The organism is Kribbella sp. VKM Ac-2568 (assembly GCF_004345365.1).
Lineage (GTDB): Bacteria > Actinomycetota > Actinomycetes > Propionibacteriales > Kribbellaceae > Kribbella > Kribbella orskensis.
Genome location: NZ_SLVF01000001.1, coordinates 351,659 through 376,156 on the forward strand (window position 1 = coordinate 351,659; position 24,498 = coordinate 376,156).

Annotated in this window: 24 protein-coding genes; 9 read left to right on the plus strand and 15 right to left on the minus strand. The window is 68.3% G+C overall.

Going from position 1 to position 24,498, the window contains the following annotated elements; translation table 11 throughout:
* Positions 1 to 53 precede the first annotated feature (53 nt).
* The gene (locus EV648_RS01670) at positions 54 to 701 is read left to right on the plus strand and encodes a Pr6Pr family membrane protein (protein ID WP_132284308.1); all 648 of its coding nucleotides are present in this window, start codon (positions 54 to 56) and stop codon (positions 699 to 701) included.
* An 8-nt stretch (positions 702 to 709) separates the two neighbouring features.
* Positions 710 to 1,357 carry a class I SAM-dependent methyltransferase gene (locus tag EV648_RS01675; RefSeq protein ID WP_132284310.1) on the plus strand — a complete coding sequence of 216 codons (648 nt, stop codon included), beginning with the start codon at positions 710 to 712 and terminating at the stop codon, positions 1,355 to 1,357.
* A 150-nt stretch (positions 1,358 to 1,507) separates the two neighbouring features.
* On the opposite strand, the gene EV648_RS01680 is transcribed toward EV648_RS01675, so the two are convergent.
* Positions 1,508 to 2,164, minus strand: a complete 657-nt coding sequence (locus tag EV648_RS01680) for a transglycosylase family protein (RefSeq protein WP_132284312.1) — start codon at positions 2,162 to 2,164, stop codon at positions 1,508 to 1,510.
* 645 nt (positions 2,165 to 2,809) lie between these two features.
* Between EV648_RS01680 and EV648_RS01685 the strand changes: the two genes are divergently transcribed.
* Positions 2,810 to 3,409 carry a response regulator transcription factor gene (locus EV648_RS01685; RefSeq protein WP_132284314.1) on the plus strand — a complete coding sequence of 200 codons (600 nt, stop codon included), beginning with the start codon at positions 2,810 to 2,812 and terminating at the stop codon, positions 3,407 to 3,409.
* 253 nt (positions 3,410 to 3,662) lie between these two features.
* Here EV648_RS01685 and EV648_RS01695 read toward each other — a convergent pair whose 3' ends face one another.
* Positions 3,663 to 6,401, minus strand: a complete 2,739-nt coding sequence (locus EV648_RS01695) for a prolyl oligopeptidase family serine peptidase (RefSeq protein WP_241994811.1) — start codon at positions 6,399 to 6,401, stop codon at positions 3,663 to 3,665.
* 511 nt (positions 6,402 to 6,912) lie between these two features.
* The gene (locus tag EV648_RS01705; RefSeq protein ID WP_241994812.1) at positions 6,913 to 7,869 is read right to left on the minus strand and encodes a hypothetical protein; all 957 of its coding nucleotides are present in this window, start codon (positions 7,867 to 7,869) and stop codon (positions 6,913 to 6,915) included.
* A gap of 577 nt (positions 7,870 to 8,446) precedes the next feature.
* Between EV648_RS01705 and EV648_RS01710 the strand changes: the two genes are divergently transcribed.
* Complete coding sequence (locus EV648_RS01710; RefSeq protein WP_370452687.1) at positions 8,447 to 8,938, plus strand: DinB family protein; 492 nt, start codon at positions 8,447 to 8,449, stop codon at positions 8,936 to 8,938.
* An 18-nt stretch (positions 8,939 to 8,956) separates the two neighbouring features.
* On the opposite strand, the gene EV648_RS01715 is transcribed toward EV648_RS01710, so the two are convergent.
* A complete protein-coding gene (locus EV648_RS01715) occupies positions 8,957 to 9,511 on the minus strand; it encodes a cysteine hydrolase family protein (protein ID WP_132284316.1) in 555 nt (184 codons plus the stop codon).
* 139 nt (positions 9,512 to 9,650) lie between these two features.
* On the opposite strand from EV648_RS01715, the gene EV648_RS42385 reads away from it, so the two are divergent.
* Entirely contained in the window at positions 9,651 to 9,815 is a 165-nt protein-coding gene (locus EV648_RS42385) for a hypothetical protein (RefSeq protein WP_158293874.1), read from the plus strand.
* Positions 9,816 to 9,946: 131 nt separating this feature from the next.
* On the opposite strand, the gene EV648_RS01720 is transcribed toward EV648_RS42385, so the two are convergent.
* The 7 genes from EV648_RS01720 to EV648_RS01750 form a co-directional block, all read right to left on the minus strand.
* Positions 9,947 to 10,387: an SRPBCC domain-containing protein gene (locus EV648_RS01720; protein WP_132284318.1), complete on the minus strand. Its 441-nt coding sequence runs from the start codon at positions 10,385 to 10,387 to the stop codon at positions 9,947 to 9,949.
* A gap of 62 nt (positions 10,388 to 10,449) precedes the next feature.
* Positions 10,450 to 10,788 (minus strand): metalloregulator ArsR/SmtB family transcription factor, encoded by a 339-nt coding sequence (locus EV648_RS01725; protein WP_132284320.1) that lies wholly within the window; start codon positions 10,786 to 10,788, stop codon positions 10,450 to 10,452.
* Positions 10,785 to 11,249, minus strand: a complete 465-nt coding sequence (locus tag EV648_RS01730; RefSeq protein WP_132284322.1) for an SRPBCC family protein — start codon at positions 11,247 to 11,249, stop codon at positions 10,785 to 10,787. Before EV648_RS01730 ends, EV648_RS01725 begins: the two co-directional genes overlap by 4 nt.
* Positions 11,250 to 11,342: 93 nt before the next feature.
* Positions 11,343 to 12,422, minus strand: coding sequence for a sulfate/molybdate ABC transporter ATP-binding protein (locus EV648_RS01735; protein ID WP_132284324.1), 1,080 nt, complete (start codon positions 12,420 to 12,422; stop codon positions 11,343 to 11,345).
* The gene (modB, locus tag EV648_RS01740) at positions 12,419 to 13,231 is read right to left on the minus strand and encodes a molybdate ABC transporter permease subunit (protein WP_132284326.1); all 813 of its coding nucleotides are present in this window, start codon (positions 13,229 to 13,231) and stop codon (positions 12,419 to 12,421) included. Before modB ends, EV648_RS01735 begins: the two co-directional genes overlap by 4 nt.
* An 87-nt stretch (positions 13,232 to 13,318) precedes the next feature.
* Positions 13,319 to 14,104: a molybdate ABC transporter substrate-binding protein gene (gene modA / locus EV648_RS01745; protein WP_132284329.1), complete on the minus strand. Its 786-nt coding sequence runs from the start codon at positions 14,102 to 14,104 to the stop codon at positions 13,319 to 13,321.
* Positions 14,104 to 14,499 carry a molybdopterin-binding protein gene (locus EV648_RS01750; RefSeq protein ID WP_132189555.1) on the minus strand — a complete coding sequence of 132 codons (396 nt, stop codon included), beginning with the start codon at positions 14,497 to 14,499 and terminating at the stop codon, positions 14,104 to 14,106. The genes modA and EV648_RS01750 overlap by 1 nt, the downstream gene beginning before the upstream one ends.
* Before the next feature lie 111 nt (positions 14,500 to 14,610).
* Here EV648_RS01750 and EV648_RS01755 point away from each other — a divergent pair, with 111 nt between their 5' ends.
* Positions 14,611 to 16,590 carry an acyl-CoA dehydrogenase gene (locus EV648_RS01755; protein WP_132284331.1) on the plus strand — a complete coding sequence of 660 codons (1,980 nt, stop codon included), beginning with the start codon at positions 14,611 to 14,613 and terminating at the stop codon, positions 16,588 to 16,590.
* Positions 16,583 to 17,200, plus strand: coding sequence for a hypothetical protein (locus tag EV648_RS01760; protein WP_132284333.1), 618 nt, complete (start codon positions 16,583 to 16,585; stop codon positions 17,198 to 17,200). The genes EV648_RS01755 and EV648_RS01760 overlap by 8 nt, the downstream gene beginning before the upstream one ends.
* Before the next feature lie 803 nt (positions 17,201 to 18,003).
* Here the strand turns inward: EV648_RS01760 and EV648_RS01765 are convergent.
* Both EV648_RS01765 and EV648_RS01770 read right to left on the minus strand, forming a co-directional pair.
* Positions 18,004 to 18,642 (minus strand): response regulator transcription factor, encoded by a 639-nt coding sequence (locus EV648_RS01765; RefSeq protein ID WP_132284335.1) that lies wholly within the window; start codon positions 18,640 to 18,642, stop codon positions 18,004 to 18,006.
* Entirely contained in the window at positions 18,630 to 20,567 is a 1,938-nt protein-coding gene (locus EV648_RS01770; RefSeq protein ID WP_132284337.1) for a histidine kinase, read from the minus strand. The genes EV648_RS01765 and EV648_RS01770 overlap by 13 nt, the downstream gene beginning before the upstream one ends.
* 151 nt (positions 20,568 to 20,718) lie before the next feature.
* On the opposite strand from EV648_RS01770, the gene EV648_RS01775 reads away from it, so the two are divergent.
* Complete coding sequence (locus EV648_RS01775; protein ID WP_132284339.1) at positions 20,719 to 21,033, plus strand: hypothetical protein; 315 nt, start codon at positions 20,719 to 20,721, stop codon at positions 21,031 to 21,033.
* 28 nt (positions 21,034 to 21,061) lie between these two features.
* Here EV648_RS01775 and EV648_RS42390 read toward each other — a convergent pair whose 3' ends face one another.
* Both EV648_RS42390 and EV648_RS01780 read right to left on the minus strand, forming a co-directional pair.
* Positions 21,062 to 21,214, minus strand: coding sequence for a hypothetical protein (locus EV648_RS42390; protein WP_158293875.1), 153 nt, complete (start codon positions 21,212 to 21,214; stop codon positions 21,062 to 21,064).
* A 74-nt stretch (positions 21,215 to 21,288) separates the two neighbouring features.
* Positions 21,289 to 23,835: a bifunctional FO biosynthesis protein CofGH gene (locus EV648_RS01780; protein ID WP_132284341.1), complete on the minus strand. Its 2,547-nt coding sequence runs from the start codon at positions 23,833 to 23,835 to the stop codon at positions 21,289 to 21,291.
* Positions 23,836 to 23,925: 90 nt separating this feature from the next.
* Here EV648_RS01780 and EV648_RS01785 point away from each other — a divergent pair, with 90 nt between their 5' ends.
* Positions 23,926 to 24,495 (plus strand): TetR/AcrR family transcriptional regulator, encoded by a 570-nt coding sequence (locus EV648_RS01785; protein ID WP_241994813.1) that lies wholly within the window; start codon positions 23,926 to 23,928, stop codon positions 24,493 to 24,495.
* Positions 24,496 to 24,498: the final 3 nt, after the last annotated feature.

The following is a 24,498-nucleotide window of genomic DNA, read 5'->3' on the forward strand; positions in this document are numbered from 1 at the left end:
GACAACGCCGAAGATCCGGCCCGGACCCGTCCGGAACCCGTACATTGACGGACATGACGAAGTCCGTGGCAGGGCGGGTCTGGTTCGGTGTCACCGCGCTGGTGGTTGCGCTCGGCATCGTGGTCCAGTTGTTCGTGACCGCGAACGGCACCGAGGGTTTCTACCCGGACAACCCGGAGCGCGTGCTCAATGTGTTCGCCTACTTCACCATCCAGTCCAACCTGCTGCTCGGGGCGACCTGTCTGCTGCTGGCGATGGATCCCGACCGGCCGCGGGGGGTGGTGTTCCGGACGCTCCGGCTCAACGGAGTTCTCTGCATCGCGGTGACCGGCATCGTCTACCACCTGGTGCTGGCCGCGACCGATGAGCTGTCCGGCTGGGGCGCCTTCACGAATGTCCTGGTCCACACTGTCACCCCGCTGCTCGGCGTACTGGGGTGGCTGCTGTTCGGGCCGCGGCGGCAGACCGACGGCCGGATCGTCGCCTGGTCGATCGTGTACCCGCTGCTCTGGCTGGCCTTCACGTTGATCCGCGGCGAGGGGACCGGGTTCTACCCCTACCCGTTCACCGATGTCAGCCTGCACGGCTACGGGCAGGTCCTGCTGAACTGTCTGCTCGTCGCGCTACTGTTCCTGGCGCTGGCGGCCGGGGCCACCTTCCTCGATCGCCGGATAGGCCAGAAGACCCCCGTTGAGAGGTAGTGAGTGCCGTGCTGGTGACGTCTCGCTCGTATGCCGAGTACGAGGCGATGTTCGACCTGTCCGACCTCTCCGGCTCGGTGCTCGACTGTTGTGCCGGGGGTGCGAGTTTCACCGCGGAGGCCGCCGAACGTGGCGTCGACGCGGTGGCGGTCGATCCCGCCTACGACCTGCCGCCCGCCGAACTGGTCGACACCGTACGGCGCAGTCTCCCCGCCACGGCCGGCATCGTCGACGAGCACGCCGCGAGCTTCGTGTGGACCTGGTACGGCGACCCCGGGCGCAAGGACGAACTGCGGATTCACGCGGCCGACAAGTTCCTGCAGGACGTGGCGGTGGCTCCCGAGCGGTATGTCGCGGGGAGTCTGCCGGACTTGCCGTTCGAGGACGAGCGCTTCGACCTGGTGCTGTGCTCGCACCTGCTCTTCACCTGGGCCGACAAGTACGACCGGGACTGGCATCTCGCCGCGCTCCGGGAGCTCATCCGGGTCAGCCGTTCGGAGGTGCGGATCTTCCCGCTCGTCCATCAGGGTGCGGGCGAACCGGTCGCGTATCTGCCCGACCTGCTCGAGGCGTTGCCCGAGGTCACGGCCGAGTTCCGCAAGGTGCCCTACGAGTTCCAGGTCGGCGCCGACCAGATGCTGGTCCTGACCCGCTGATCGTCTGTACTGCGGGCCTGGCGCACCCGGTCGCCCCGTGCCACAGGGCGGAGGGATCCGTGGCGCGGGGCGACGGTGGTGTCCGTGCCACAAGGCGGCAGTGGTCGCCGCCGCCCCGCAGTACGGAGGGGATTCGACTGCTGTGGAGGGTTAGCGCAGGAAGCGTCCGCAGACGGGCCAGGGGGAGGCGCCGCGCTGGGAGTACAGCTTCTTTGCCCGCATCAACTGTTCGCCGGCCGAGGCACTCGCCGGGTTGCCGGAGCCGCCGACGCTGCGCCAGGTCCTCATGTCGAACTGGAACAGGCCGTAGTAGCCCGCCGGGTTCACCGCCCGGGAGTTGCCGCCCGACTCGCAGTTGGCGACCTTGCGCCAGCCCGAGCTCATGTTCGCACTGCCGCCGCTGGCACGGGTGTCGGAGCGGGGCGCGCGAGCCTTCTTGACGGTCTTGGTCCTCTTCGGCCTCGACGACTGGCTCTTGGACGACTGGCTCTTCGTCGACTTGGTGGTCTTGGCCCGCCGCTCCGTGTGCCGGACGGTGGACTTCCTCACACCGTCGAGCTGGAGGGTCTGACCGATCAGGATCAGGTCCGGATCCTTCAGGTTGTTCAGTCTCGCCAACTCGTGCCAGTCGGCGCCGTTGGCCTGGGCGATCTCGGAGAGGGTGTCACCGGACTTGACCGTGTAGTCGGTGGCGAACGCGGCACCGGCGCCGGCGGCCGTGATGCCGGCCCCGAGGCCGGCGATGGAGATGGTCCGGACGACCCGCCGGGTACTTCGGCGGGGACGGGCGTGTCGAGCTTTGGACATCAGATGCTCCTCATGAGCTGGGCATGGTGGATTTCTCCAGCCCGGATGATTCAGCCGCGTGCGCACTTACCCCGAGAACCTCGCGCCGGGAAGTGCGGACCGGGGCGAGACGAAGGTGGACGTCACCTGGGTGCGTGAGGCTCGGATCGCCGGCCGCTCCCTAGCGAGTGGCCGCACCGGGCTCCGCAGTCTGGTGAGGTACCACTCCCTTCCCGGGTGCAGGGGACCGACATCCGGCCGATATCACGGGACGGCGTCCGAATGATCACGTGACGGTAACGACGTGACCGGCCCATCGTGCGCGAGACGGGCGCCGAACGCAAGGGTCCTCGCCGAATCAGGACAAGATTTTTCGGCGTCTGTGAGAGCGCGAAACCTCAACAACAGAACGGTTTCCGGGACCCTCGTCAGGCGGGGAATCAACCATTCTTCCCCGCTTCGGGCGGTCCAATCATCCCACTCCGCCCGCCGCCGCCAGTCCGCCCGGATTCCGGTATTCGTGCGTGTCATCCGCGCTGCTCGCTCGTTGTTCGAGTCACGGGCCTGGCTGCTCCGAGTGCCGCGTTGATCCGTCCGTGACGGATCGAACGCTCTCGGTGGCCGCGGCGTGGGTTGAGGCGATCGAGTGATGGGGGCGAGCGAGCGGTGATCCGAGTAGTCCTCGGCCACCACGGCACGATGGTGCGAGGCGCACTGGCCGCGGTGTTGTCCATGCAGGCCGATCTGGACGTGGTGGCCGAGCTGGACCGCTCGGACGACGTGCTGCCGGCGGTCAGCCGGCGGCCGCACGTGGTGCTGCTCGATCCGCAACTACCCGGCAAGATCGGGATCGAGGATCTGTGCCGGAAGCTGACCGGCCGCGGTGTGCTGGTGCTGATCGACCACGAGGCGATCGCCGCGACCAGTCTCGCGCTGGTCAAGCAGGTGCCGCGGATCGGGCTGATCGCGACCGACTCGTCCACCGACCAGTTGGTCGAGGCGATCCGGGACGTCGCGAAGGGTCTGCCCGTGGTCGATGTCCGGCTCGCCGTCGCCGCGCTCAAGGCCGGTGACAATCCGCTGACGGATCGCGAGTGCGAAGTACTGCGGCAGGTCATGACCGGCGCGACCGCACAGGAGATCGCCCGCACGCTCAGTCTGAGCGCCGGCACAGTACGGAACTACCTGTCCCGGATCTTGGCCAAGACAGGTGCGCGCAGCCGGATCGAGGCGATCCGTAAAGCTCAGGACGCGGGCTGGATCTGATCACCTCCCGGCTGCCAGTGGCCGAGCAGTTCCCGGTAGAGCCGCGACGACCTCAGCAATGTCGTGTGGTTGCCGATGGCAGCTTTGTTGCCGTCGAGGACGAGGATGCGCCGGGCCCGCAGACGCCGTCGAAGGTCAACCGCCCCGGTCCGGCCGGCAACGGAAGGGTGCCGTGGGCAACGGATTCGACAGCGAATACCTCGGCGGCCCGCTGGATCTCTGCCGTGCCGCGCGACCGAACCGAAGGTGGTGGTCACCGAAGGAGTCCGGTGTGGTGGCCGAGGAAGGCCAGGATGTCGGCTGCCAGTCCGATGCCCTTGCTGGCTGAGCCGGCCGCGTGGCCCGAGTCTCGCTCCAGCCGCAGCAATACAGGTCGCTGACCGTCTGTCGCATGCTGAAGCGCGGCACACATCTTGCGAGCATGCAGCGGATCCACTCGCGCATCACTGCCGAACGCGGTGAGCAGTACAGCCGGATACCTCACGCCAGGCTTCACCCGGTGGTAGGGCGAGTAGGCCAGCAGGTTGTCCAGCTGGGCGGGATCCGAGGCGGATCCGAACTCCGGCACCCAGCTCTCACCAAGGCCGGACAACTCGTAGCGGACCATGTCCAGCAGCGGTGCCGAGCACACGGCCGCTGCGAAGAGCTCCGGGCGTTGCGTCAGCGCGGCACCTACGAGGAGACCGCCATTCGACTCGCCACACAACGCGAGTTGCTCGGAGGTCGTCCAGCCTTCCACGATCAGGGTTTCGGCCGCAGCGATGAAGTCGTCGAAAACGTTCTGCTTCTGGTCGAGCGTGCCGGCCTTGTGCCAGTCGGCGCCGCGCTCACCGCCGCCACGCAGGTTCGCCGTCACGAACACGCCGCCCGCCTCGACCCACGCGAGTGTGAAGGCGGAGTACGTCGGCGTCAGCGACTGGCCGAAACCTCCATAGCCATAGAGGATCGTGGGCCGCGGGCCGTGATGACCAGGCTTGCCGATCACCGTCATCTGGAGCTCGGTGCCGTCGGGCGAGGTGAACTCGACCTCCCGCGACTCAGCCTCCGGTACTGCGATCGCGCCGGGCGGGTGGGACCACAGCGTCGTACGGGCTGAGGTGGCGTCGTAGCAGTAGACGGCCGACGGAGTGATGCTGTCGGTGTAGGAGAACCAGGCTTCGTGGCCGCCTTCCGGCCGGGTCATCAGCGAACCGACCGAGCCGATCCCGGGCAGCGGGACCTCGCCGAGCTTGCGTCCGGTGACCAGGTCGTGGATCGCGATCTCGCCGCTCGCGTTGCGGGTCCGACCGACCAGGACGACCTTGTCGAGGATCGCCAGGCTGCTCAGTGGCGCGTCGGGATCGGCCGGCACGTAGTCGTGCCACACCAGCGGATTCTCGGGATCACCCACGCAGATCCGCCCGGTCGGCGCGTCGCGCGTGGTCACGACGTAAAGGCGCCCATCGCAGCCGACCGACATCACCGTGATCGCGTCGACGCCCTGCTGCACCACGGCAGGTGGTTCGTCCTTGCTCAGATCGGCGAGCCAGAGATCGTTCGCCGTACCCCGGGCGGCCGAGATCGTCAGCCACCGGCCGTCCGCACTCAGATCCAGCCCGTACGACGCTTCGTCGGCGAGCACGAGTTCATCCTCGCCCGCGCCGAGGTGGTGTCGCCGGACCTGGCGGAATCGCACGTAGTAGAAGGACTTCCCGTCCGGGAGCCAGGCGACGGGGGAGTAGCGGCAGCCGTCGAGCGGGTCGTCCACCACCTGGCCAGTGGTCACGTCGAGCACGCGCAGGACGGACTGCTCGTCGCCGCCACGGGAGACCTGGAACGCGAGCAGAGAGCCGTCCGGGGAGGGCTGCCAGCTGTCGAGTGAGGTGAGTCCGCTCGGGTCGAGGTGCGCGGGATCCAGCAGCACCGCGTCATCGCAGTACAGGACCGGGTGTTCCTGCTCGGCGGAGCGGCGGACCAGGAAGCAGCGATCGCCTCGCCAGAGTGGCGCGGAGACGGTGCCGACGCTGGAGAGTGCCTTGAGCCGGCTGCGGAGCTTGTAACGGCCGGGGAGCCCGACCGCGTGGTTGAGCCAGAGCTGGTCCTGGATCGCCTGCCACTGCTGGGTTTCCGGCGAGGCGGCGCCTTCCAGCCAGCGGTAGGGATCGGGGACGGCGTGGCCGTGCAGGTAGTCGACGAGCGGTAGACGCTCGGCGTCGGGATAGCTCAGTTCGAGTTGCCGCACGGGTGTCTCCCTCCCGTTCTCGGGGGTTCCGTCGCCCGGCGGGGCGTGGAACGCCTTGCCTGGATGGAGATTCAGCAGCATCGTCGTCTGCGGGGCGAACATGCCGAGCGTGATGCAGGCCAGCGCGTAGAGGTCCACGTCCGCACCCTGCCGGTGAGCTGGCGCCGCGTAGCCCGGGTGGGCCAGAGCGGAGCGAGCCTGGTCCTCGACGAGCGTGGCGACCTCGAAGTCGATCAGCACCAGCCGGTCGCCGTCTCCGAGGAGCACGTTGTCCGGGCGGAGGTCGCAGAACACGACTCCGCGGCCGTGGAGTTCCTTGACCGCCCGCCGGACGTCGGAGACCATCCGCGCGGCCCAGTCGGCGTACTCGGCCAGCTCGGCCTCGGTCGCGTCTGGGTGGGTCAGCGGGTAGCGGCGGACCAGCTCTCGCTGCAGAGGGTTCGCGTCGACGAACTCCTGGACCAGGAGGTGGTGCCCGCCCAGCTCGAAGTAGTCGTGCACTTGCGGGACCACCTCGAGACCCTCGAGGCGGTGCAGGATGTCCCGCTCGTGGCCGATCCGGGCGACGGCGTCACGGGCGCTCATGTCGAGACCCGCCAGCGGGCGACCCTCCTTGAGCACGATCCAGGCGCAGGTCTCGTTGTGGTGGCCGACGTACACGCCGCCGCCGTTGGAGAACTGGATGACGCCTTCGATCGTGTACGCGAGCTCGCTGGTGGTGACGGAGTTGCGGGCTTCCAGGTGGGATTCCAGGAAGGACGGCAGCCGCACCCAGGCGGGGTGGAGAACGTCGGGCCCCGGTGGTCGGGAACCAGCCGGCCCTGGTCGTCCGCCAGTGCGAGCCGGCGGTCGCTCGGCGCGTAGTGCATCCAGGTGTCGCCGGGGATGTGGTCCCAGCCGTCCGGCACAGGCCGCGCACACAGCGCGAAGTCCGGATGCTCGGCGCCCCGATTGGTCGGGGTCTCGTAGAAACGCCGGTCGGCCAGGCAGTAGAGCTCGTAACCTCGCATGGCGGTTCTTCCCCCTCTCATTCGGTGCCCCGGCACATCTTGGGCATCGCGAGGAGGGCTGGCGTAGTGCATGACGTCACGACTAGGGCGTGAAGAACACACACGCTACGAGTGAGTAAGTAACCATCTTTTGTTACACAGCGATCACTCCGAGCGGTGAAAGCGGCGTTACATCATGGCAATTCGTGGCGGTGTAGTAACGGATCGTAACTCGACCTGGATTTGATCGTAGCGAGTCTTGCTGTCCGATCAGGAGTGCTTGTACACAGCGATCACTTCGCGGACCGGTTCTCCTGGCTGGCGAAGTACGCGACCTTGCGGGCCCGCATCACCTCGCCCAGCGGGCGGTGCTCGACCAGCGCGTTCCACGGGTCGAACTTGGCCGCCTCGACCTCCTCGTCGAACGTCTCGTCCCTGGTCTGCCGGGGGATGGTGAGCCTGCCGATCGACAGGTACGGCGCCTGCCAGTTGACCGACGCGTCCTCGATCGGGGTGGACTGCTCGTCGCTGAAGAACTGGGCCTGGACGTCGTAGCGCAGCGGGCCGTTGGCGAGCCGGCGGTAGATGTCGGCGCCCCAGTCCTCCCTCGCGGCCGGATCCGGCTCGCTGGAGGCGGCGACCAGCTTGATGCGTACGGCGTACGGGCCGAAGCTGATCGGGGCGGCGCTGAAGAAGTCGGTGGTGGCGAATCCGCTGAACGGGACCTTGAGGGCGGCCGAGACGGTCCTGAGCTGCGGGACGATGCTGGGCCGCTTGATGGCTTTCAGGAGGATCTGGCCCGTGGTGCCGGACCCGGTGGTGACGACGGTGACGAAGTCCTCGCTGGTCGCGGAGCTGAATCGCTCGTGGTTGATCAACGCGAAGTCCTGCGAGACCGCCTCGCCGCCGAGCGCCGCCGCGCCGTTGACGCCGAGCACCTTGATCGCGAAGCCGCGGATGTCGGGCGCCTGGTCCGGCGCACGGTTGAACCCGCCGTTCGAGAGCCGCACCCAGGCGTCGTACTTGTCCGGGTTCGAGAAGATCCCCTGCCTGGCATGGTCGGGCAGCTCCGCCGGCACCTCCAGCATCGCCCGCAGCGCCGCCACCTGCTTGCGATGCAGAGCCCGCCCGGTCCCGTACTGCGTGTCCTTGCGCTGCTGCATCTCCCGGAAGACCGCTGCCTGCCGCTCATGCCTCTCACCCTCGTCCGGCAGAACCACTTCACGCCACTGCGTACTCGGCTCACCCACGACAACTCCCCTCGCCGGACCGGACCAGTCCCTCCAGTATCCGCCCCCCTGGTAGTTGCACCCGGCAACTTCCCGCTCTCCAACCCCCGCGCCCCCTCCCACCCCCCTCGGATCGCGCCTCCTCCGTCGCCGCTCCCGCCCGCTCGGAGCCGCCACTCGTGCGTCGCAGCTCAGGAGACGCCAGGGTGGTCGCGGTTGAGTGGGCGATCGCCGGACGGGCCGGAGCGGTGACAACCCCCGCGACCAAGGGGGGAGACGGCCCGGCTCGCTCACAAGGCACTCACCGAGGTGCTGCACCGGCACGGCTGTACCGAGCGACAGGTAGAGGTCGCTCACGACGTCAACCTCCACGCTCACCGAGGCAGCTGAGGCGCAGAGAGAACGCGTACTTCCTGTCGGTCCGTACGCCGTCCGCCCGGGCGTCGCGGCTCCTGCGTCGCGGCTCAGTGAGTGCGAGGGGGAGTCGGCTGAGTTGCCGTGCATTGCGTGGGAGTCCTGCTCAGTGGGCTGACGTCGTTTGCGGCTGGTGCCGGCCGGGATCAGAATCCAGGTGGATCGCAGCCCCTACGATCGGCGGGTGACTCGTGAGCGGCCGCTAGGCACGGCAGATGAGCGGGCGATGCTTGTCGGCTGGCTGGACTGGCAGCGGGCGACTGTCAGGTTGAAGTGCGTCGGGCTGTCGGAAGAAGAAGCTCGGTTGGCGCCGCTTCCCTCGTCGCCGCGGATGACCGTGGCGACGGTGGTCGCGCATCTTCGGTGGGTGGAGCTTGCCTGGTTTGAGGTGAGCTTCCTGGGGGCGCGAAAGCTCGCGACCGAGGATCCTCTCGACCTGGAAGATCATCCACGAGCCTCGCTCGAGCGGCTACTGGGTGAGTACGAAGCCCAATGCGTCCGATCCAACGAGATCGTCTCCGCCTCCCAGTTCGATGATCTGGAGGCGTGGGCGCCCGCCGGGCTGGAGTTGGTGTCGTTGCGGTGGATCGTGACGCACCTGATCGAGGAGACCGCTCGTCACCTCGGCCACCTTGATGCCCTTCGCGAACTGCTCGACGGCACCACCAGCTACTAGCCGGCGCCGACTGGCAGATCAGCTCTTGAAGTCGACGTTCTTGGTTTCGGTGACGCCGGCGGTGCGGCCGGGGGCGGTGTGGTACTGCCAGTAGAGGTTGGTGTGGGCGATGACCTTGTCGGGGGGCGGGGCGCCCCACTCGGACTGGTCCTCGGTGGTGTGGGCGTCGCCGACCAAGGTGACGTCGTAGCCGCGGACGAAGGCGCCGTGGATGGTGGAGCGGATGCACTCGTCGGTCTGGGCGCCGGTCACGATCAGGCGGCCGATGCCGGCCTCGGCCAGGACCTGCTCCAGGTCGGTGTCCTCGAAGGAGTCGGCGTACGTCTTGTGGACCAGCGCCTCGGACTCCTGGCGCGGCAGTTCGGGCACGTACTGCCAGTCGTCGCTGTCCTTGGGCAGGTTCTCGCTGTTGTGCGCGACCCAGACGATCGGGACGTCCTCCTCGCGTGCCTTCTCGACGAGGGTGCCGATGTTCGCGACGACTGCGTCTCGCTCGTGGGTGCCGGTCACGACGCCGTTCTGGACGTCGATGACCAGCAGGGCGGTGTTGGGTCGATCGGACAGCGTGGTCATGACGATCTCCTAGCTGGTCGGACGCGGGATCTACCGCGGAGAACACGCTAGGACGATCCGCCGACATTTTCTGCGGCAGAGAGCCTCCGGGACCCACTTGCACACTGTTCAAGTCGGGGACTACCGTCTGATCGCCGTCATGCAGCTGCTGGTCGCCGCCGCGTTCATCAGCGTTCCGCCGGTGCGTCACCGCTACGGAGCCACCGCGATGGCCAAAGCGGAGGCCGAGCTCGAGCGGCAGGGCGCGCCGACCACCGTGCTGTCCGACAACGGCATGCGCTGCGACGCCGGCGGCAGCCCGTGAGCAGCCCGCTGATCGAGCCACCCAGCCCGCGATGCCGAAGTACAGCGAAGTCGAAACACAAATATGCCTGCGGCTCTCGCTCCCAGACCCGGACAGGGCCATTGGAGCGAGAGTCGCAGGCGGTTGAGGGCTCAGTGCCAGTTGCTGATCTGGACGTCGCGGGGAGACGGGGCGCCCTTGCCGGTCTCGACGAGAGACTTCAGGCTCATCAGGTAGATCGCCCATTTGGTGCTGCAGTGGTACATGAACTCCACCGGCTCCTTCCAGCCCAGGTGCTGGAACAGGATGATGGTGTAGTCGCCCTCCTGCTTCAGCTCCCAGACGACGTTCGTGCCGATCCATTCCTCGGGCCCGTCGACGACCTCCCACAGCACGCGCCGGTCGGGCTCCAGCTCGAGCACCTTCATGTCGAAGCCGCCCGGCAGGAAGCGGAACTTTATGACGTCCCCGATCCCGCTCTCGCCCTGCGTGTCGTCCGTCCACCAGGCGGCCAGGCCGTCGCGGGTGGTGAGAGCCTGGTAGACCTCGTTCGGGGACGCGGTGATTCCGACTCTGTGGAGAATGTCCACCATGATCGATTCCTCTTTCCAGTCTTGGGTTTGAAGGACTAGCCGGTCGGCGGGTGGGCCGCCGGTCACTGCTCTTTCCTGCGCTGGATCGCCTCGGCGATGCGCTTGATCCGCCGCAACCTGGCGTCCCAGGTCGCGCCGACTGTGGACAGTTGTGCCGCTGCGCGGGCGAGTTGGTCGTCGTCCACCAGGTACCGCCTCTCCCGTCCGGCCGGTGTGCCCTGGACCAGCCCGACGCGGTCGAGTACTGCGAGATGTTTGGCGACGGCCTGCCGGGTGACGGGGAGTCGCTCGCTGAGGGAGGTCGCGGTACCGCCGCCGTCCGCCAGCAGCAGGTCGAGCATCCGCCGCCGGGTCGGGTCCCCGATCGCCGACCAGAGATCGTCGTCGACCGTGACAGTCATGACTTCGAGACCAGCCGTTCGGTGTACTTGACGAGCCGGGGGAGGAAGTAGTCCCACCCGGTGCTGTGATCCTGGTACTGCTCCTCGAGCACGGTGACCTCCCAGCCCTGCTCCCGGAAGCCGGTCTCGGTGAGCCGCAGGACGGTACCGGCGCCCGACGGCTCGAGCCGGAATGTCACCAGCAGGGAGTTCGACGGGGTCGGGGCGTCGCCCTTGGGGTGCGTCCACCGGAAAGAGAACAGCCGCGGCGGCTCCGCCTCAACGACGGTGACCTGGACGACGTTCGCCTCGGGGGAGGTCCGGTCGCCGAAGACGATCTCGCCGGTGCCGCCTGGCGACGGATCCAGGTCCGCCTCGTCCGGCCACCACTCCTTCAGATGCTCCGGACTGCTGATCACCTCGAACACCACCTCGGGTGACGCATCGATCCTGATCTCGCGCTCGAGGCTTCCGTACTCCATGGTCATCCCACTTTCCGCAACGTTTGGTTGCACGTCACGGTAGTACAGCGCACGCCAGATGCGCAACCTTTGGTTGCACATTCGTCGCCGGTACTACGTGGGGTACGTCTGCGTCTCGGTGGCCTTGAGGGTGGCGTGGAGGCGTTGCCCGGGCGTCAGGTGGAGGTCGGCCACGGCGGCGGTGGTGATGTCGGCGAGCAGGACGGCCGGGGCTGCCCGGTCCTGGGTGGCGCTGGGGTCCGGGGTGAGGCGGACCCGGACTGTGTGGGCATGTTGTTCGATGCCGGAGACAACCATCGGCCAGGTGTTCCGCGGCGTACCGGTCGGGCGCTCGGGGTAGAGGCTGACGGCCGCCGGCGGGAAGGCCACGTAGACCGGGCCCGAAGACGGCGTCGCGATCGTCAGGGAACCACCCCCGTCGAGGACGACCGTGGTGCCCTCGGCAACGCCGCGGTACAGGTTGAGGCCGACCAGTTGTGCCACGTACTCCGTCCGCGGGCGGCGGGCGATCTCCGTCGGCCCACCCTCCTGGACGACCCGGCCGTTCTCCACGATCACCAGACGATCCGCGAGCACCATCGCGTCCAGCGGATCATGCGTCACCAGGAGAGTTCGGCCGTCGTAGCGGGACAGGTGTTGCCCGAGTTCCGCCCGCACATGCAGCTTCGTACTGGCGTCCAGAGCGGCCAGCGGTTCGTCCAGCAACAGCAGCGAAGGCTGCGTCGCCAGGGCACGAACCAGAGCGACTCGCTGCGCCTGACCTCCGGACAGTGCCCGTGGACGGCTGCGAGCCTGGTCGGTCAGTCCGACGGTGTCGAGCCATTGGGCCGCCTCGGCTCGGGCCACCCGCTTCTCCATGCCGCGCGCACGCAGCCCGAAGGCCACGTTCTCCACCGCGCTCAGGTGGTTGAACAGCAGGTAGTCCTGGAACACCACCCCGATCGGCCGACGGTCGGCGGAACGGAACACCCGGGGCGGTTCGTCCCAGACCTCGTCATCGAGCCGGATCTGCCCGGCGGTGACCGGCAGCAGCCCGGCGATCGCGCGGAGCGCCGTGGTCTTGCCCGCGCCGTTCGGCCCGAGCAGCGCGACCACCTCGCCCGGTTCGACGGTCAACTCCAGGTCGAGCTCGAAGGAGCCCCGGGTCACCTTCAGGTCGGCGTACAGGGTCATCGCAGACCACTGATCCAGCGTTCCCGCAGGCAGGCGAGAACCACGACGGACACCGCCAGCAGGACCACGCTCAGGACGACGGCGACATCGGGGTCCGTCTCCAGCGCCAGATAGACCGCCAGAGGCATCGTCGTGGTCCGGCCCGGCAGGTTGCCCGCGAAGGTGATGGTCGCGCCGAACTCCCCGAGGGCACGGGCCCAGCACAGTACTGCGCCCGCCACGATGCCCGGCGCGATCGACGGCAGGGTGACCCGGCGGAAGGTGAGCCAGCGTCCGGCGCCGAGAGTCGCGGCCGCCTCCTCGTACCGCGGGTCCGCGGCGCGCAGGGCCCCTTCCACCGAGATCACCAGGAACGGCATCGCCACGAACGCCTCCGCGACGATCACCCCGGCCGTCGTGAACGGCAGGGAGATCCCGAACCACGTGTCGAGGTGCTGCCCGATCAGCCCACGCCGGCCGAGCACCAGCAGAAGAGCGACCCCGCCGACCACTGGCGGGAGCACCAGGGGAACCGTCACCAGCGCCCGGATCAGGCCGCGACCAGGGACCTCGGCACGGGCGAGCAACCACGCGAGCGGTACGCCGAGGAGCAGGCAAATCACCGTGGCGGAGCTCGCGCAGACCAAGGACAACCGGAGGGCCTGGCCGACCTCCTCGCTGAACAGCCGCGACGGGAGGGTTGACCAGGGAGCCTGGGCGAGCAGGCCGATCAGGGGGACGAGCAGGAAGGCGAGCCCCAGCAACGCGGGCAGCAGCAGGACCAGCGGCAACCGCCCACCGATCCGCCGCTGCCTCCGTCTGTCACTCATCGCCCGCCCTTCACGCACGCCAAGCTCTCACGAATCCGACGCACGCCGGCGCGAGGCTCACGGGCGCGAGGCTCACAGGGGCGACGCTCACGGGGCGGCGAAGCCGGCTTCGGTGAGGACGGTCTTGCCACGGTCGGAGAGCACGAAGTCGACGAACGCCTTGCCGCCGTCCGGGTTCTTCGCGTTGGTCAGCGTCGCGATGGGGTAGTCGTTGATCGCCGAGTCCGCTTCGGGGAACTCGATCCCGTCGACCTTGTCCTTCGCCGACACCACGTCCGTCTTGTAGACCAGCGCGGCGTCGACCTCGCCCAGCCCGACCTTGGTCAGCGCGGCCTTCACGTCCTGCTCCAGGCTGTCCGGTTGCGGGGTGATCTTCGCCATCTCGAACACCTTCTTCGCGGCCGCGCCGCACGGCACCTGCTCGGCGCAGAGGGCGATCTTGCGGTCCTTGTCCGCGAAGTCGGTGAGCCCGGTGATCTTGGCCGGGTTGCCCTTCGGTACGGCGATCTCCAGCTTGTTCTTCACGAAGACGACCGGGGTGCCCTTGTCGGTCACCTGGTCCATGTTCTTCGGGGCCGCGGAGGCGAAGACGTCCACCGGCGCGCCCTGGTTGATCTGCTGGGCCAGCGCCGAGCTGCCGGCGAAGTTGAGGACCACCTTGACGCCCGGGTGCGCGGCCTCGAAGTCCTTGCCGAGTTGGGTGAACGTACCGGTCAGCGACGCCGCCGCGAACACGGTCACCGTGCCGGAGATCGCCGAGGCGGACGAGGACGAGGGCGACGAGGGCGACGCGGCCGGGGTGTCCGATCCGCAGCTCACGAGGGTGGGCGCGGCGACGGCGGCCAAGGCGATGAGGACGGTACGGCGGAACATCAGGCCTCCGGGATTTCGACGACCACGTGGGTGGACTTGATCGAGGCGACGGCGATCACGCCGGGCTCCAGGCCGAGCTCGTCGGCGGCCTCGCGGCTCATCAACGAGACCACCCGGAACGGACCGGCCTGCATCTCTACCTGGGCCATCACCCCGTCCTTGAGGACGCGGGTGACGATGCCGCGCATGCGGTTCCGCGCCGAGGCGGCCGTGGTAGCGCCCGACTCGGGTGTTTCCGCCAGTTGCTGGGCGAACGCGGCCAGCTCACGTCCCTCGACGGCCATCCGCCCGCTGTCCTGGATCGCGGGCAACCGCCCCTGGTCGACCCAGCGCCGGACGGTGTCGTCGCTGACTCCCAGCAACGCGGCCGCCTCACTGATCCGCAAATTCGGCATGTTGTGCAGTCTAGTGCCGCAAACGCGGATCCCGAAGAGCTTTCTCGCCTACAGGCTGCCAACGTGAGCGTCGCTACGCCGCTGGAAGTACCCGCGGCATAGGTTTGGTCCATGAGCGCGGGGTTGCGGGAGTACCTGGACGGGCCGCACAAGGCGGTGCGAGACGTAGTACGGGACGGGCTGGCGGCGAACGCCGGGCTGCTGAACGCGGGGCTGGACCTGTCGCGGGACGAGTACCGCGATCAGGTGCTCGCCGTGATGCAGCAGGTCACCGCCGAGGGACACACCGGCCGGGGCTTCCCGAAGGAGTTCGGCGGGCAGGGTGACCTGGGCGGCTTCATCGCCGGGTTCGAGACGCTGGCCTTCGGGGATCTGTCACTGATGGTGAAGGCAGGGGTGCAGTTCGGCCTGTTCGCCGGGGCGATCCTGCACCTCGGGACCAGCCGCCACCACGAGCAGTACCTGACCGATGCGATCGATGGCCGCCTGCTCGGCTGCTTCGCGATGACCGAGACCGGGCATGGTTCGAACGTCCAGGCGCTCGGCACCACCGCGACGTACGATCCGGCGACCGAGGAGTTCGTCGTCCACACGCCGAACCCGGCCGCGCGCAAGGATTACATCGGCAACGCGGCCAGGCATGGCCGGATGGCGGCGGTCTTCGCCCAGTTGGTCGTAGGCGGCGAGACGCACGGCGTCCACTGCCTGCTCGTGCCGATCCGTACGCCGGACGGCGAATCGATGCCGGGCGTGACCTTGAGCGACTGCGGCCCGAAGCTCGGCCTCAACGGCGTCGACAACGGCCGCATCGTCTTCGACCACGTCCGTGTACCACGGACCGCGCTGCTGGACCGCTACGCGCAGGTGGATGCCGAGGGCACCTACTCGAGCGAGATCGAGAACCCGGACCGGCGCTTCTTCACCATGCTCGGCACCCTCGTCCAGGGCCGGGTCTCCGTCGGCGGCGCCGCGATCAACGCGAGCAAGGTCGCTCTCACCATCGCCATCCGGTACGCCGATCGGCGGCGGCAGTTCGGCGCGCCCGGGAGCGCCGAGGAGGCGCTGCTGCTGGACTACCGGATGCATCAGCGCAGGTTGCTCCCGCTGCTGGCGAGGACGTACGCGCTGCACTTCGCCCAGGCCGAGCTGGTCGACGAGTTCGTCCGGATCTTCGGCAGCAACGGCGCGGATAACACCGAGAGCAAGGGCCACACCGATGGCGAGGGCGGGCTCGGAGATCGTGACGAGCACGACCAGCGGGCTCTCGAGGCGCAGGCGGCCGGTACGAAGGCGCTCGGCACCTGGCACGCCACCGAGACCATCCAGATGTGCCGCGAGGCCTGCGGTGGCGCGGGCTATCTCGCGGAGAACCGGCTGGCCGCGCTGAAGGCGGACACCGACGTGTTCACCACCTTCGAGGGTGACAACACGGTGCTGCTGCAACTGGTCGCGAAAGGGCTGCTGACCAACTACCGGGAGTCGTTCGGGAAGCTCGATCCGCTTGGGATGGCTCGGTTCATCGCCGCGCAGGCGGTGGAGATCGCTGTCGAGAAGGCCGCGCTGCGGACAGTCGTCGAGCGGCTGCGCGACGCAGTACCGAACCGGAACGACACTGCCGACCCTGATGCCGGGCTTCGGGACGATGCGTACCACTGCGGCATGGTCCGGTTCCGGGAGGACCACATGCTGGCCGGGGTGGCCCGGCGACTCAAGAAGGGCATCGACGCCGGCGACGACACGTTCGAGGTGTTCAACCGGTGCCAGGATCACGTGATCGCGGCCGGCCGGGCGCACGTGGAGCGCGTCGTACTGGAGGCGTTCCTGGCCGCGGTACAGGCTGCGCCTGAGGGGCCGGTGCGGGATCGGCTGAAGGAGTTGTACGACCTGCACGCGCTCGCCACCATCGAGGCGGAGCGGGCCTGGTACATCGAACACGGCCGCTTGTCGGGTCAACGATGCAAGGCGATCACGGCGCTGGTGAACGAGCTCTGCGCCTCCGTCCGGCCGCACGCGGACGAGCTCGTGGAGGCGTTCGGAGTACCGGGCGCGGCGGTCGATGTGCCGATGGTTGTACCGTCGCAGCATGAGTGAGCCGATTGAGCCCGCGTCGGCCGCCGAGGCCGCCCGCGAACTGGCGAAGATGCTGCTGGAACAAGCCGACGCTCTGGACCTGCACGATCTGCGGGCCACCACGGCGATCGAGAACGTCCGGGTCCAGGCCCGGGTGCTCGCCGACGCCGTGCACGAGCGCGGCTGGGGCGACATCTTCCTCGGCATCGACTCCTACGACCCGGACGAGCTCGACGACCTGCCGCTGGGCCCCGACGACTTCGACGATCCGGCCGACTATCGCGAGATGGTCGAGCGCGGTGAGCTCGACGACCTGGAGGAGCCGCTGGTACCGGAGAACGGCATCCGCCTCAGCTACCAGGCGCGGTACGACTTCGTGGTGACCGACCCGGAGGCCTTCATCGCCTACGTCCGCGGCCGCTCCGACGAAGCCCAGAACGACGACGTGATCGACGACATCGAGGACGCCCGCTCGGCCTTCGAGCTCCTCGGCTACCTCGACGGCATCGGCTCGAAGGACTACGACGGCCTAGGCCTCAGCCCGGCCGGCGGCGAGGAATCCCACAAGGTAGTCGACTTCTCCCTCTGGGACATGGACCCGACCCGCCGAGACGACACCTACCCGTACTAACCCCCACGCGGCTCCTCCCACCCCGGTGGAGCGGCTCTTGCGTCGCCGCATGCTTGAAGGCGCGGTGGTGACCGTTCTGCGGTTCGGTTGCTGCCAGCACCCTTCGGCGTATCTGCAGAGTGCTCGCGTTTGTAGCACTTGAGCCCGGGTGGCCGGGCGGACGGAACGACAGGGAGTACTGCGTACTAGCTACGCCTCAACCGCCTCGGTAGGTGTGGCGGTCGCCGTCGCGAGCGACCTCTTCCTGTCGTCCGGTACAGCCGCGCGCGGAGCAGGAGTCGGTTTGGACGTCTTGTAAGCGGCCCCGGACGAGCTGCGTGGGCGTGGTACCGGTCTGGTCCGCAACGGTATTTAGTTGTTGCTGAAGGCAAATTTCTTCTACTGGGGAGTACGGAAGGTGAGGTCGTTTATACGGAGCGTCGCCTTAGTCAAGATCAATGCAAATGTTTGACCCGGTGCGTGGCGGCTCTCCGCCACGCCGTGACAACGTTCTGTTGTCGGCGACGGACGGGTCGCTGACACAGGCTCCAGGCGGTACCGCGGTACTCCCGTCCGCGACCGGACTGTACCTCCCCTGCCGGTCACGGAATGAGACGGCGGCACCTCCCTCCTTCGGGCCGAACCGCCCTCTCGGGGCAAAGCAAGACGCCGGCCGTGTCGCCGGGGTGCCGGTCGCCAGTGAGGTGGTGACCGACACCCGACGCGGTCGGCGTTTCTTTTCCCGAGGTACTGATGCAATTTCTGGGGATCAGTACCTCGGGAAGCTCCGGGTGCCAGGCGGTGAAGTGTCAGGCAGTGAAGTGTCAGGCGGTGAGTTGGGTGAGGACGGCAAGGACCCGGCGGTGGCTGTCGGGGTGGTCGTCGATCCTCAGCTTCTGGAAGATGCTGCGCATGTGCGTCTCGACCGTCCGTTCCGCTAGTACCAGCCGAGCCGCGATCGCGCTGTTCGACAGACCTTCCGCGACCAGTCCGAGCACCTCACGTTCCCTTGCGGACAAGGCGGCCAGCGGATCATCGACGCGAGTCGGCGTCACCAGCGCGGCCACGATCGCCGGGTCCAACGCCGACCCGCCGTCGGCTACCCGGCGCATCGCGTCGAGGAAGTCGGCGACCCGCAATACGCGATCCTTCAGCAGGTAGCCGAAGCCCCCGGTCGCCACGAGTTCGACGACGTGCCGGGTCTCGATGTGCTGCGAGAGCATCAGGATCGGCAGGCTAGGCGACTCAACCCGCAAGGTCTTCGCCGCCCGGGCGCCGTCGTCCGTCATCCCGGGCGGCATCCGTACGTCGATGATCGTCAGGTCCGGCTTGTCCGCCCGCACCGCCGCGACCAGCGCGTCGGCGTCCGCGACAGCCCGCACCACCGCATGGCCGTTCTCGGTCAGCAACCGGCTCAAACCCTCACGAAACAAGGCGGAATCCTCGCCGATCACGACGCGCACGGGATCTCCGCCCTGATCGAGGTCCCCGCGCCCGGCGGGCTGTCGAGGGTCAGTTCGCCGCCGACGGACGCCACCCGATCCCGCAGCGAGGTCAACCCGAACCCCTCCCGCGCACCGCCGATCCCGTCGTCGCGCACGAGCACTCGCAGCCGCTGACCGGTGAGCCCGACCTCGATCGAGATGCGGGTCGCCTGCGCGTGCTTCAGCGCGTTCGCGATCGCCTCGCCCACGGTGAAGTACACCGCCGTCGCCACCCCCTCGCGGACCTCCAGCTCCGGCACCACCAGATCGACCGGCACCGAACTCTCCCGCACGAGCCGCCGCAACGCCACCGCCAGCCCGTCGTCGAGCCGGCTCGGCCGCACCCCGTGCGCGATCCGCCGCAGCTCCGCGACGGTCTGCTCCAAGGTCTCCACCAGTTCGTCGATCTCCCTGTACTGCGGTACGCCGGGTCCGAGGTGGTGTTGCAGGGAACGCAGCCGCATCCCGAGGGCGATCAACTGCTGCTGGGCTCCGTCGTGCAGGTCCCGCTCGAGCCGTTGTCGTTCGGCGGTCACCTCGCTCATCAACCGGGACCGGCTGGCCCGTACCTCGGCCAGCGCGTCCCGCAACTCCAGGCGCAACCGGCTCACCTCGATCGGCAGCCGGGCCTCCACCGCGGCCTCGCGGGCTCGACGAACGCGCCGGGCGGAAGAGCTGCCCAGTACCAGTGCACCGACCGTGGAACCGCCTGTTTGCAAGGGGATCGCGCTGTGCGGCAGGTCAAGGGGAAGACCAGGCCGCTGCAGGATGACCCGCAGCGAGGGGTCGTCCAGCGCCTTGCGAAGTACCTCTTCAACCTGTTCAGGCTCGGCCTGGCCGTCGCGGACCCGGCGGACGAAGTCCCGGATCTGGGCGAGGGCGACCGTCCGGTCCGGGTCGACGACCTTGCCGACAGCGCGGTGCAACCACTGGTGCAGGGGGAGCAGGACCAGGGCGGTGACGAAGGCTGCGCTGGTGACGCCGGCCCGCTGGTGCTGCGGGAACAAGTTGTCCACGGCAATGACCAAGCCAGTGAAGATCGCCGCCGAGGTGATCGTGGTGATCAGCCAGCTCAAGGTGCCGCCGAGCAGCCGGTCGATGTCGAGCAGGTCGTGCCGCAGGATCGCCACGGCGATGGCGAGGGGGACCAAGGCAAGCATCGCGATCAGGAAGACCCCGTAGGCGATGTCCGCGGGCGCGCCCAGGGCCATTGCCAGCCAGCCGATTCCGAGTAGCGTCGGCACGCTGAGGGCCGCCAGCATCAGCCAGCGCAGGCGGAGCCGAGTGACCGCGTCGCCGTGCCTGAAGCGCACCACCGGAGCGGAGGCCGCCGCCAGCAGGACAGCGAGGAAGAACCCGAACGCCACCACGGTCAGCACGACCCGCACCGGCGTCGGCAGCACGAAAGGCGGATCACCGAGTCGGCCGTCGGCGAAGTTGCTGATGTCTGCCGAGATGGTGAAGTTCAGCAAAGCTGCCGACAACGGCACCGCGACGGCGACCGCTCGCCAGCGACGGCCGGGGAGCAGCCCGTCGGGGAACACCAGGACCAGCGTCGCGAATCCGCCGTACAGCCAGGCCCAGACGCCGGCGCCGACCACCGCGAAGACGTGTGCGGCCGGCCACGGGCTGCCGGTGTGATGGCTCGCACCCCAATCTTCGAGGGTGTAGACGAGCGCCGGCATGACCGCCGTCAGCGCCAGCGCGGGACCAATCGGACTGGACGGCGCTCTGGCGGCCACTAGCCAGCCGAGCACCAAGGCGGGGAGCAGCAGGGCCATCGTGGCGGGCACCGAAGCCGGTATGCCGACAGAGGCTGGCCCGAGCGCGAGGATCTCGCGCACGACGAGGGCAGCGACGTACAGGATCGTCGCACCGGCTACCAGCGTGCGTGCCCGGGACACATGCTCATGATGACCGCGGCGGGTCGCGAGCGCACCAGTGTCAGCACTTAGGTGCCAGCGGCGGCCACGGTCCGGCGATGGCACCGATGCGGCGACCACGGCTCCGGCGGCACGGTGAGGAAGTCAGCAACACCTTCTGGAGGGGATCCTCATGATTGCCATCGTCACCGTTCTGTTCGCCTTGCCGCTCGGGTACTTCCTGCGGAACCGGACCTCGGCTCTCATCGCGTACGTCGCGATCTTCGGCTACTCGTTCACGTTCCAGTCCGTCTATCTGCTGAGGTTCTCCATCGGCGGCGACGGCGACGCCTTCCCGACCGATCCGAAGGAGATGCCGGTCGGCTACCTGGTCGTCACCGCCGGCATCTACCTGGTCGGCTTCCTGCTGGTAGCTCTCGGCCACCGCCTCGGCACCAAGCGCCGGACTCGCTCGACGGTCGCGGTCGACCTCGACCCCGCGCGCTGACGGACGGCGACGCCGGTCGGTCCGCGAATCAGCCGGCGTCGCGGCTTTCGTCTTCCAGGTCTTCGGTGTCAGGTGGCCGGCGCAGGTCGACCAGGTCGTCCAGGACCGGCGTCGCGGTCAGGCCGACGTAAAGAGCGAGAGCGACTGCGATCGTGACGATCGCGAGGATGGCGATGAGCATGATGTCCCCCGACGTGCTGATGGACTGTTGTTCATCTGTACGTCGGGGTTCCGTGGTCAGTTCATCGCTGAGCGTCAGGCGAGTTCCAGTGCGCTGATCGGGTGCTGCTGGACCTCGCCGTACGTCGTGGTCCGCTGCCGGGCCGGGCGTCCGGCGGCGGTGGCCATCTGGGTGAGTTCCTCGATCGACTTGCGGGACCCGTGCTTCGAGCCGGCCATCCGGCTGATGGTCTCTTCCATCAGGGTGCCGCCGATGTCGTTGACGCCGCCGTTGAGGACGTCGACGCAGCCGTCGACGCCGAGCTTGACCCACGAGCACTGGATGTTGTCGATCCGGCCGTGCAGCATGATGCGGGCCATCGCGTGCACGGCCCGGTTCTCGTCGTACGTCGGCCCGGGCCGGGCCACACCGGCCAGGTAGATCGGTGAGTTGGTGTGGATGAACGGGAGCAGGACGAACTCGGTGAACCCGCCAGTCTCGTCCTGCACGGCGGCGATCGTGCGGAGGTGCTGGACCCAGTGGTGGGGTGAGTCGACGTGGCCGTACATCATCGTCGACGACGAGGGCAGCCCGACTTTGTGTGCGGTGGTGATGACCTCGATCCAGCTGGCCGTCGGCAGCTTGCCCTTGGTGAGGATCCAGCGGACGTCGTCGTCGAGGATCTCAGCGGCCGTGCCGGGGATACTGCCGAGACCGGCTTCCTTGACCGAGATGAGGAAGTCCTCGATCGACAGGCCGGTCCGGACGGAGCCGTTGACGATCTCCATCGGCGAGTAGGCGTGTACGTGCATGTCGGGCACGCGGTCCCTCACCGCCCGGACCAGGTCGGCGTACGCGGTACCGGGCAGGTCGGGGTGGATACCGCCCTGCATGCACACCTCGGTAGCGCCGATCACCCAGGCTTCCTCGGCGCGCTGGGCGACCTCGTCCATCGACAGTGAGTACGCGTCGGCGTCGGTACGGCGTTGGGCGAAGGCGCAGAACCGGCAACCGGTGTAGCAGACGTTGGTGAAGTTGATGTTCCGGTTCACCACATAGGTGACGTCGTCGCCAACGGTTGCCTTGCGCAACTCATCGGCGATCTTGGCGAGCTGATCCAGCGCTGGGCCGGTCGCCGTCATCAACGTCAACGCCTGCGCGTCGGACAGCCCGGCCGGGTCACGTTCGGCTGCAGCGAGGGCTTCCTTGACGTCGCCCTCGATCCGCTCAGGTGCAGCCCTGTTCGCGACGTCCTCACGCAGTACGTCCCAGTCGCCGTAGGCCGCGTCGAAGTCCGACCGGGTCTCGGTCCGGCGACCCTCGGTGTCGATCGCGGTGTGCAGGTCGGTCCGGCCAACGCTGTCCCAGCCGCCGTCGGGCTCCTGCCACGGCAGCCCCCTGGGGAAGGCCGCCTCGTTCGCCAGCCCGGTCTCGGGATCGACCAGCGCCTCCACATGGGAGATCAGCCGCGGATCCAGCCACGGCTCGCGCAGATACTCCGGGTGGGCGGTCAGCCGCTCCCGCAAGGTGAACCCGGCGTCGGCGGTCACCTTGGCGAGGTCGTCGATCTGCGGCCACGGCCGTTCCGGGTTCACGTGGTCCGGGGTCAACGGCGACACCCCACCGAAGTCATCGACTCCGGCGTCCAGCAGTAGGCGGCACTCAGCCAGGTCGACCAGGTTCGGTGGCGCCTGAACCCGCATCCGGGGTCCGAGCACGACCCGGGTGACGGCGATCGCGGCCAGCCACTCGTCCAGCGGTACGTCGGCGTCGTTGCGCATCGCCGTGTCCGGCTTCACCCGGAACCCCTGGATGATGACCTCCTGGATCCCGCCGTACTGCCGGGCGATCCGCCGCAACGCGAAGATCGAGTCGGCCCGTTCGGCCAGGTTCTCCCCGATGCCGATCAGCAGACCGGTGGTGAACGGCACGTTCGAGCGGCCGGCGTCCTCCAGCACCCGCAGCCGGATCGCCGGGTCCTTGTCCGGGGACCCGTAGTGCGGCTGGCCCTTCTCCTCGAACAACCTGCGCGACGTGGTCTCGAGCATCACGCCCATGCTCGGCGCGACCGGCTTCAACCGTTGCAGGTCCTGCCACGACATCACTCCGGGGTTCAGATGCGGCAATAGCCCGGTCTCTTCGAGAACCCGGATCGCCATCGCCCGGACATAGTCCAGCGTCGAGTCGTACCCGGCCTCCTCCAGCCAGGTCTTCGCGGCGTCCCACCGGTCCTCGGGCGCATCCCCGAGCGTGAACAGGGCCTCCTTGCACCCCAGCGCCGCACCCTGCCGGGCGATCTCCAGAACTTCGTCCGGACTTAGGTAGGGCGAGTGGACCCGGCCGGGGGTAGTCGCGAAAGTGCAGTAGTGACACCGGTCCCGGCACAACCGGGTCAGCGGGATGAACACCTTCTTCGAGAACGTCACCACTCCGCTGCGCCCGGCATCGGCCAGCCCCTGATCCCGCACCCGCGCGGCCGTCGCCATCAGCGAGGTGAGCGCCTCTCCCGAGGCGGACAGAAGCACTTCAACCTCAGCCGGGTCGAGCGTCTTGCCGTCATCGGCACGCTTCAGAGCGCGGCGCATGGCGGTGCTGATCGTGGTGTTCCGGGGAGTGGCTGAGCGCTGTTCGGGTTCGGTCACGACGACGAGCGTATGTCGTGAAATGGCCCGATCCGACCGAATCCGGGACCCAAAATCAAGTGGTACGTTCGTCCTGATAGTTTGCCGTTCGTGCAGGTCAGAGGGGTACTCGGAGCACCGAGGCCGGACGGTCGGCTGGTCCGCGGCCGGCTCCGGCGGACGGAACTGCTGACCGCCACACTGGCTGTGATCGAGCGGGACGGCGTCGCCGGCGTCAGCCACCGGGCGGTCGCCGCGCAGGCCGGGGTCTCCCTCGCCTCCACGACTTATCACTTCGCAAGCCTCGACGATCTGCTGGTCGCCGCGCTGACCTGGGCAGCCGAGGACCTGACCGCCGAACTGCAGGAGCGCGTCAACGAGATGGGCGCCCGGCCCGCCGACGAGCTCGCCCGGTTGATCGAGCACTGCCTGGTCTACCGCCGGGGGCGCACCCTCGCGGAGTACGAACTCTATCTGCTCGCGGTCCGTCGCCCGGCCTTGCGTGAAGCAGCGGCGGCGTGGCTGGAGCCGCTCACCGAGATCGCGCGCAACTTCACCACCGACCCGCACAAGGCGAGCCTGCTGGTCGCGGCGCTGGACGGCATCCTGTTGCAGTCCCTGATCGGCGCCCGCCCCTACAACAAGGACGACTTCTCCGCCCTGCTGACCTTGCTCCGCTGACGC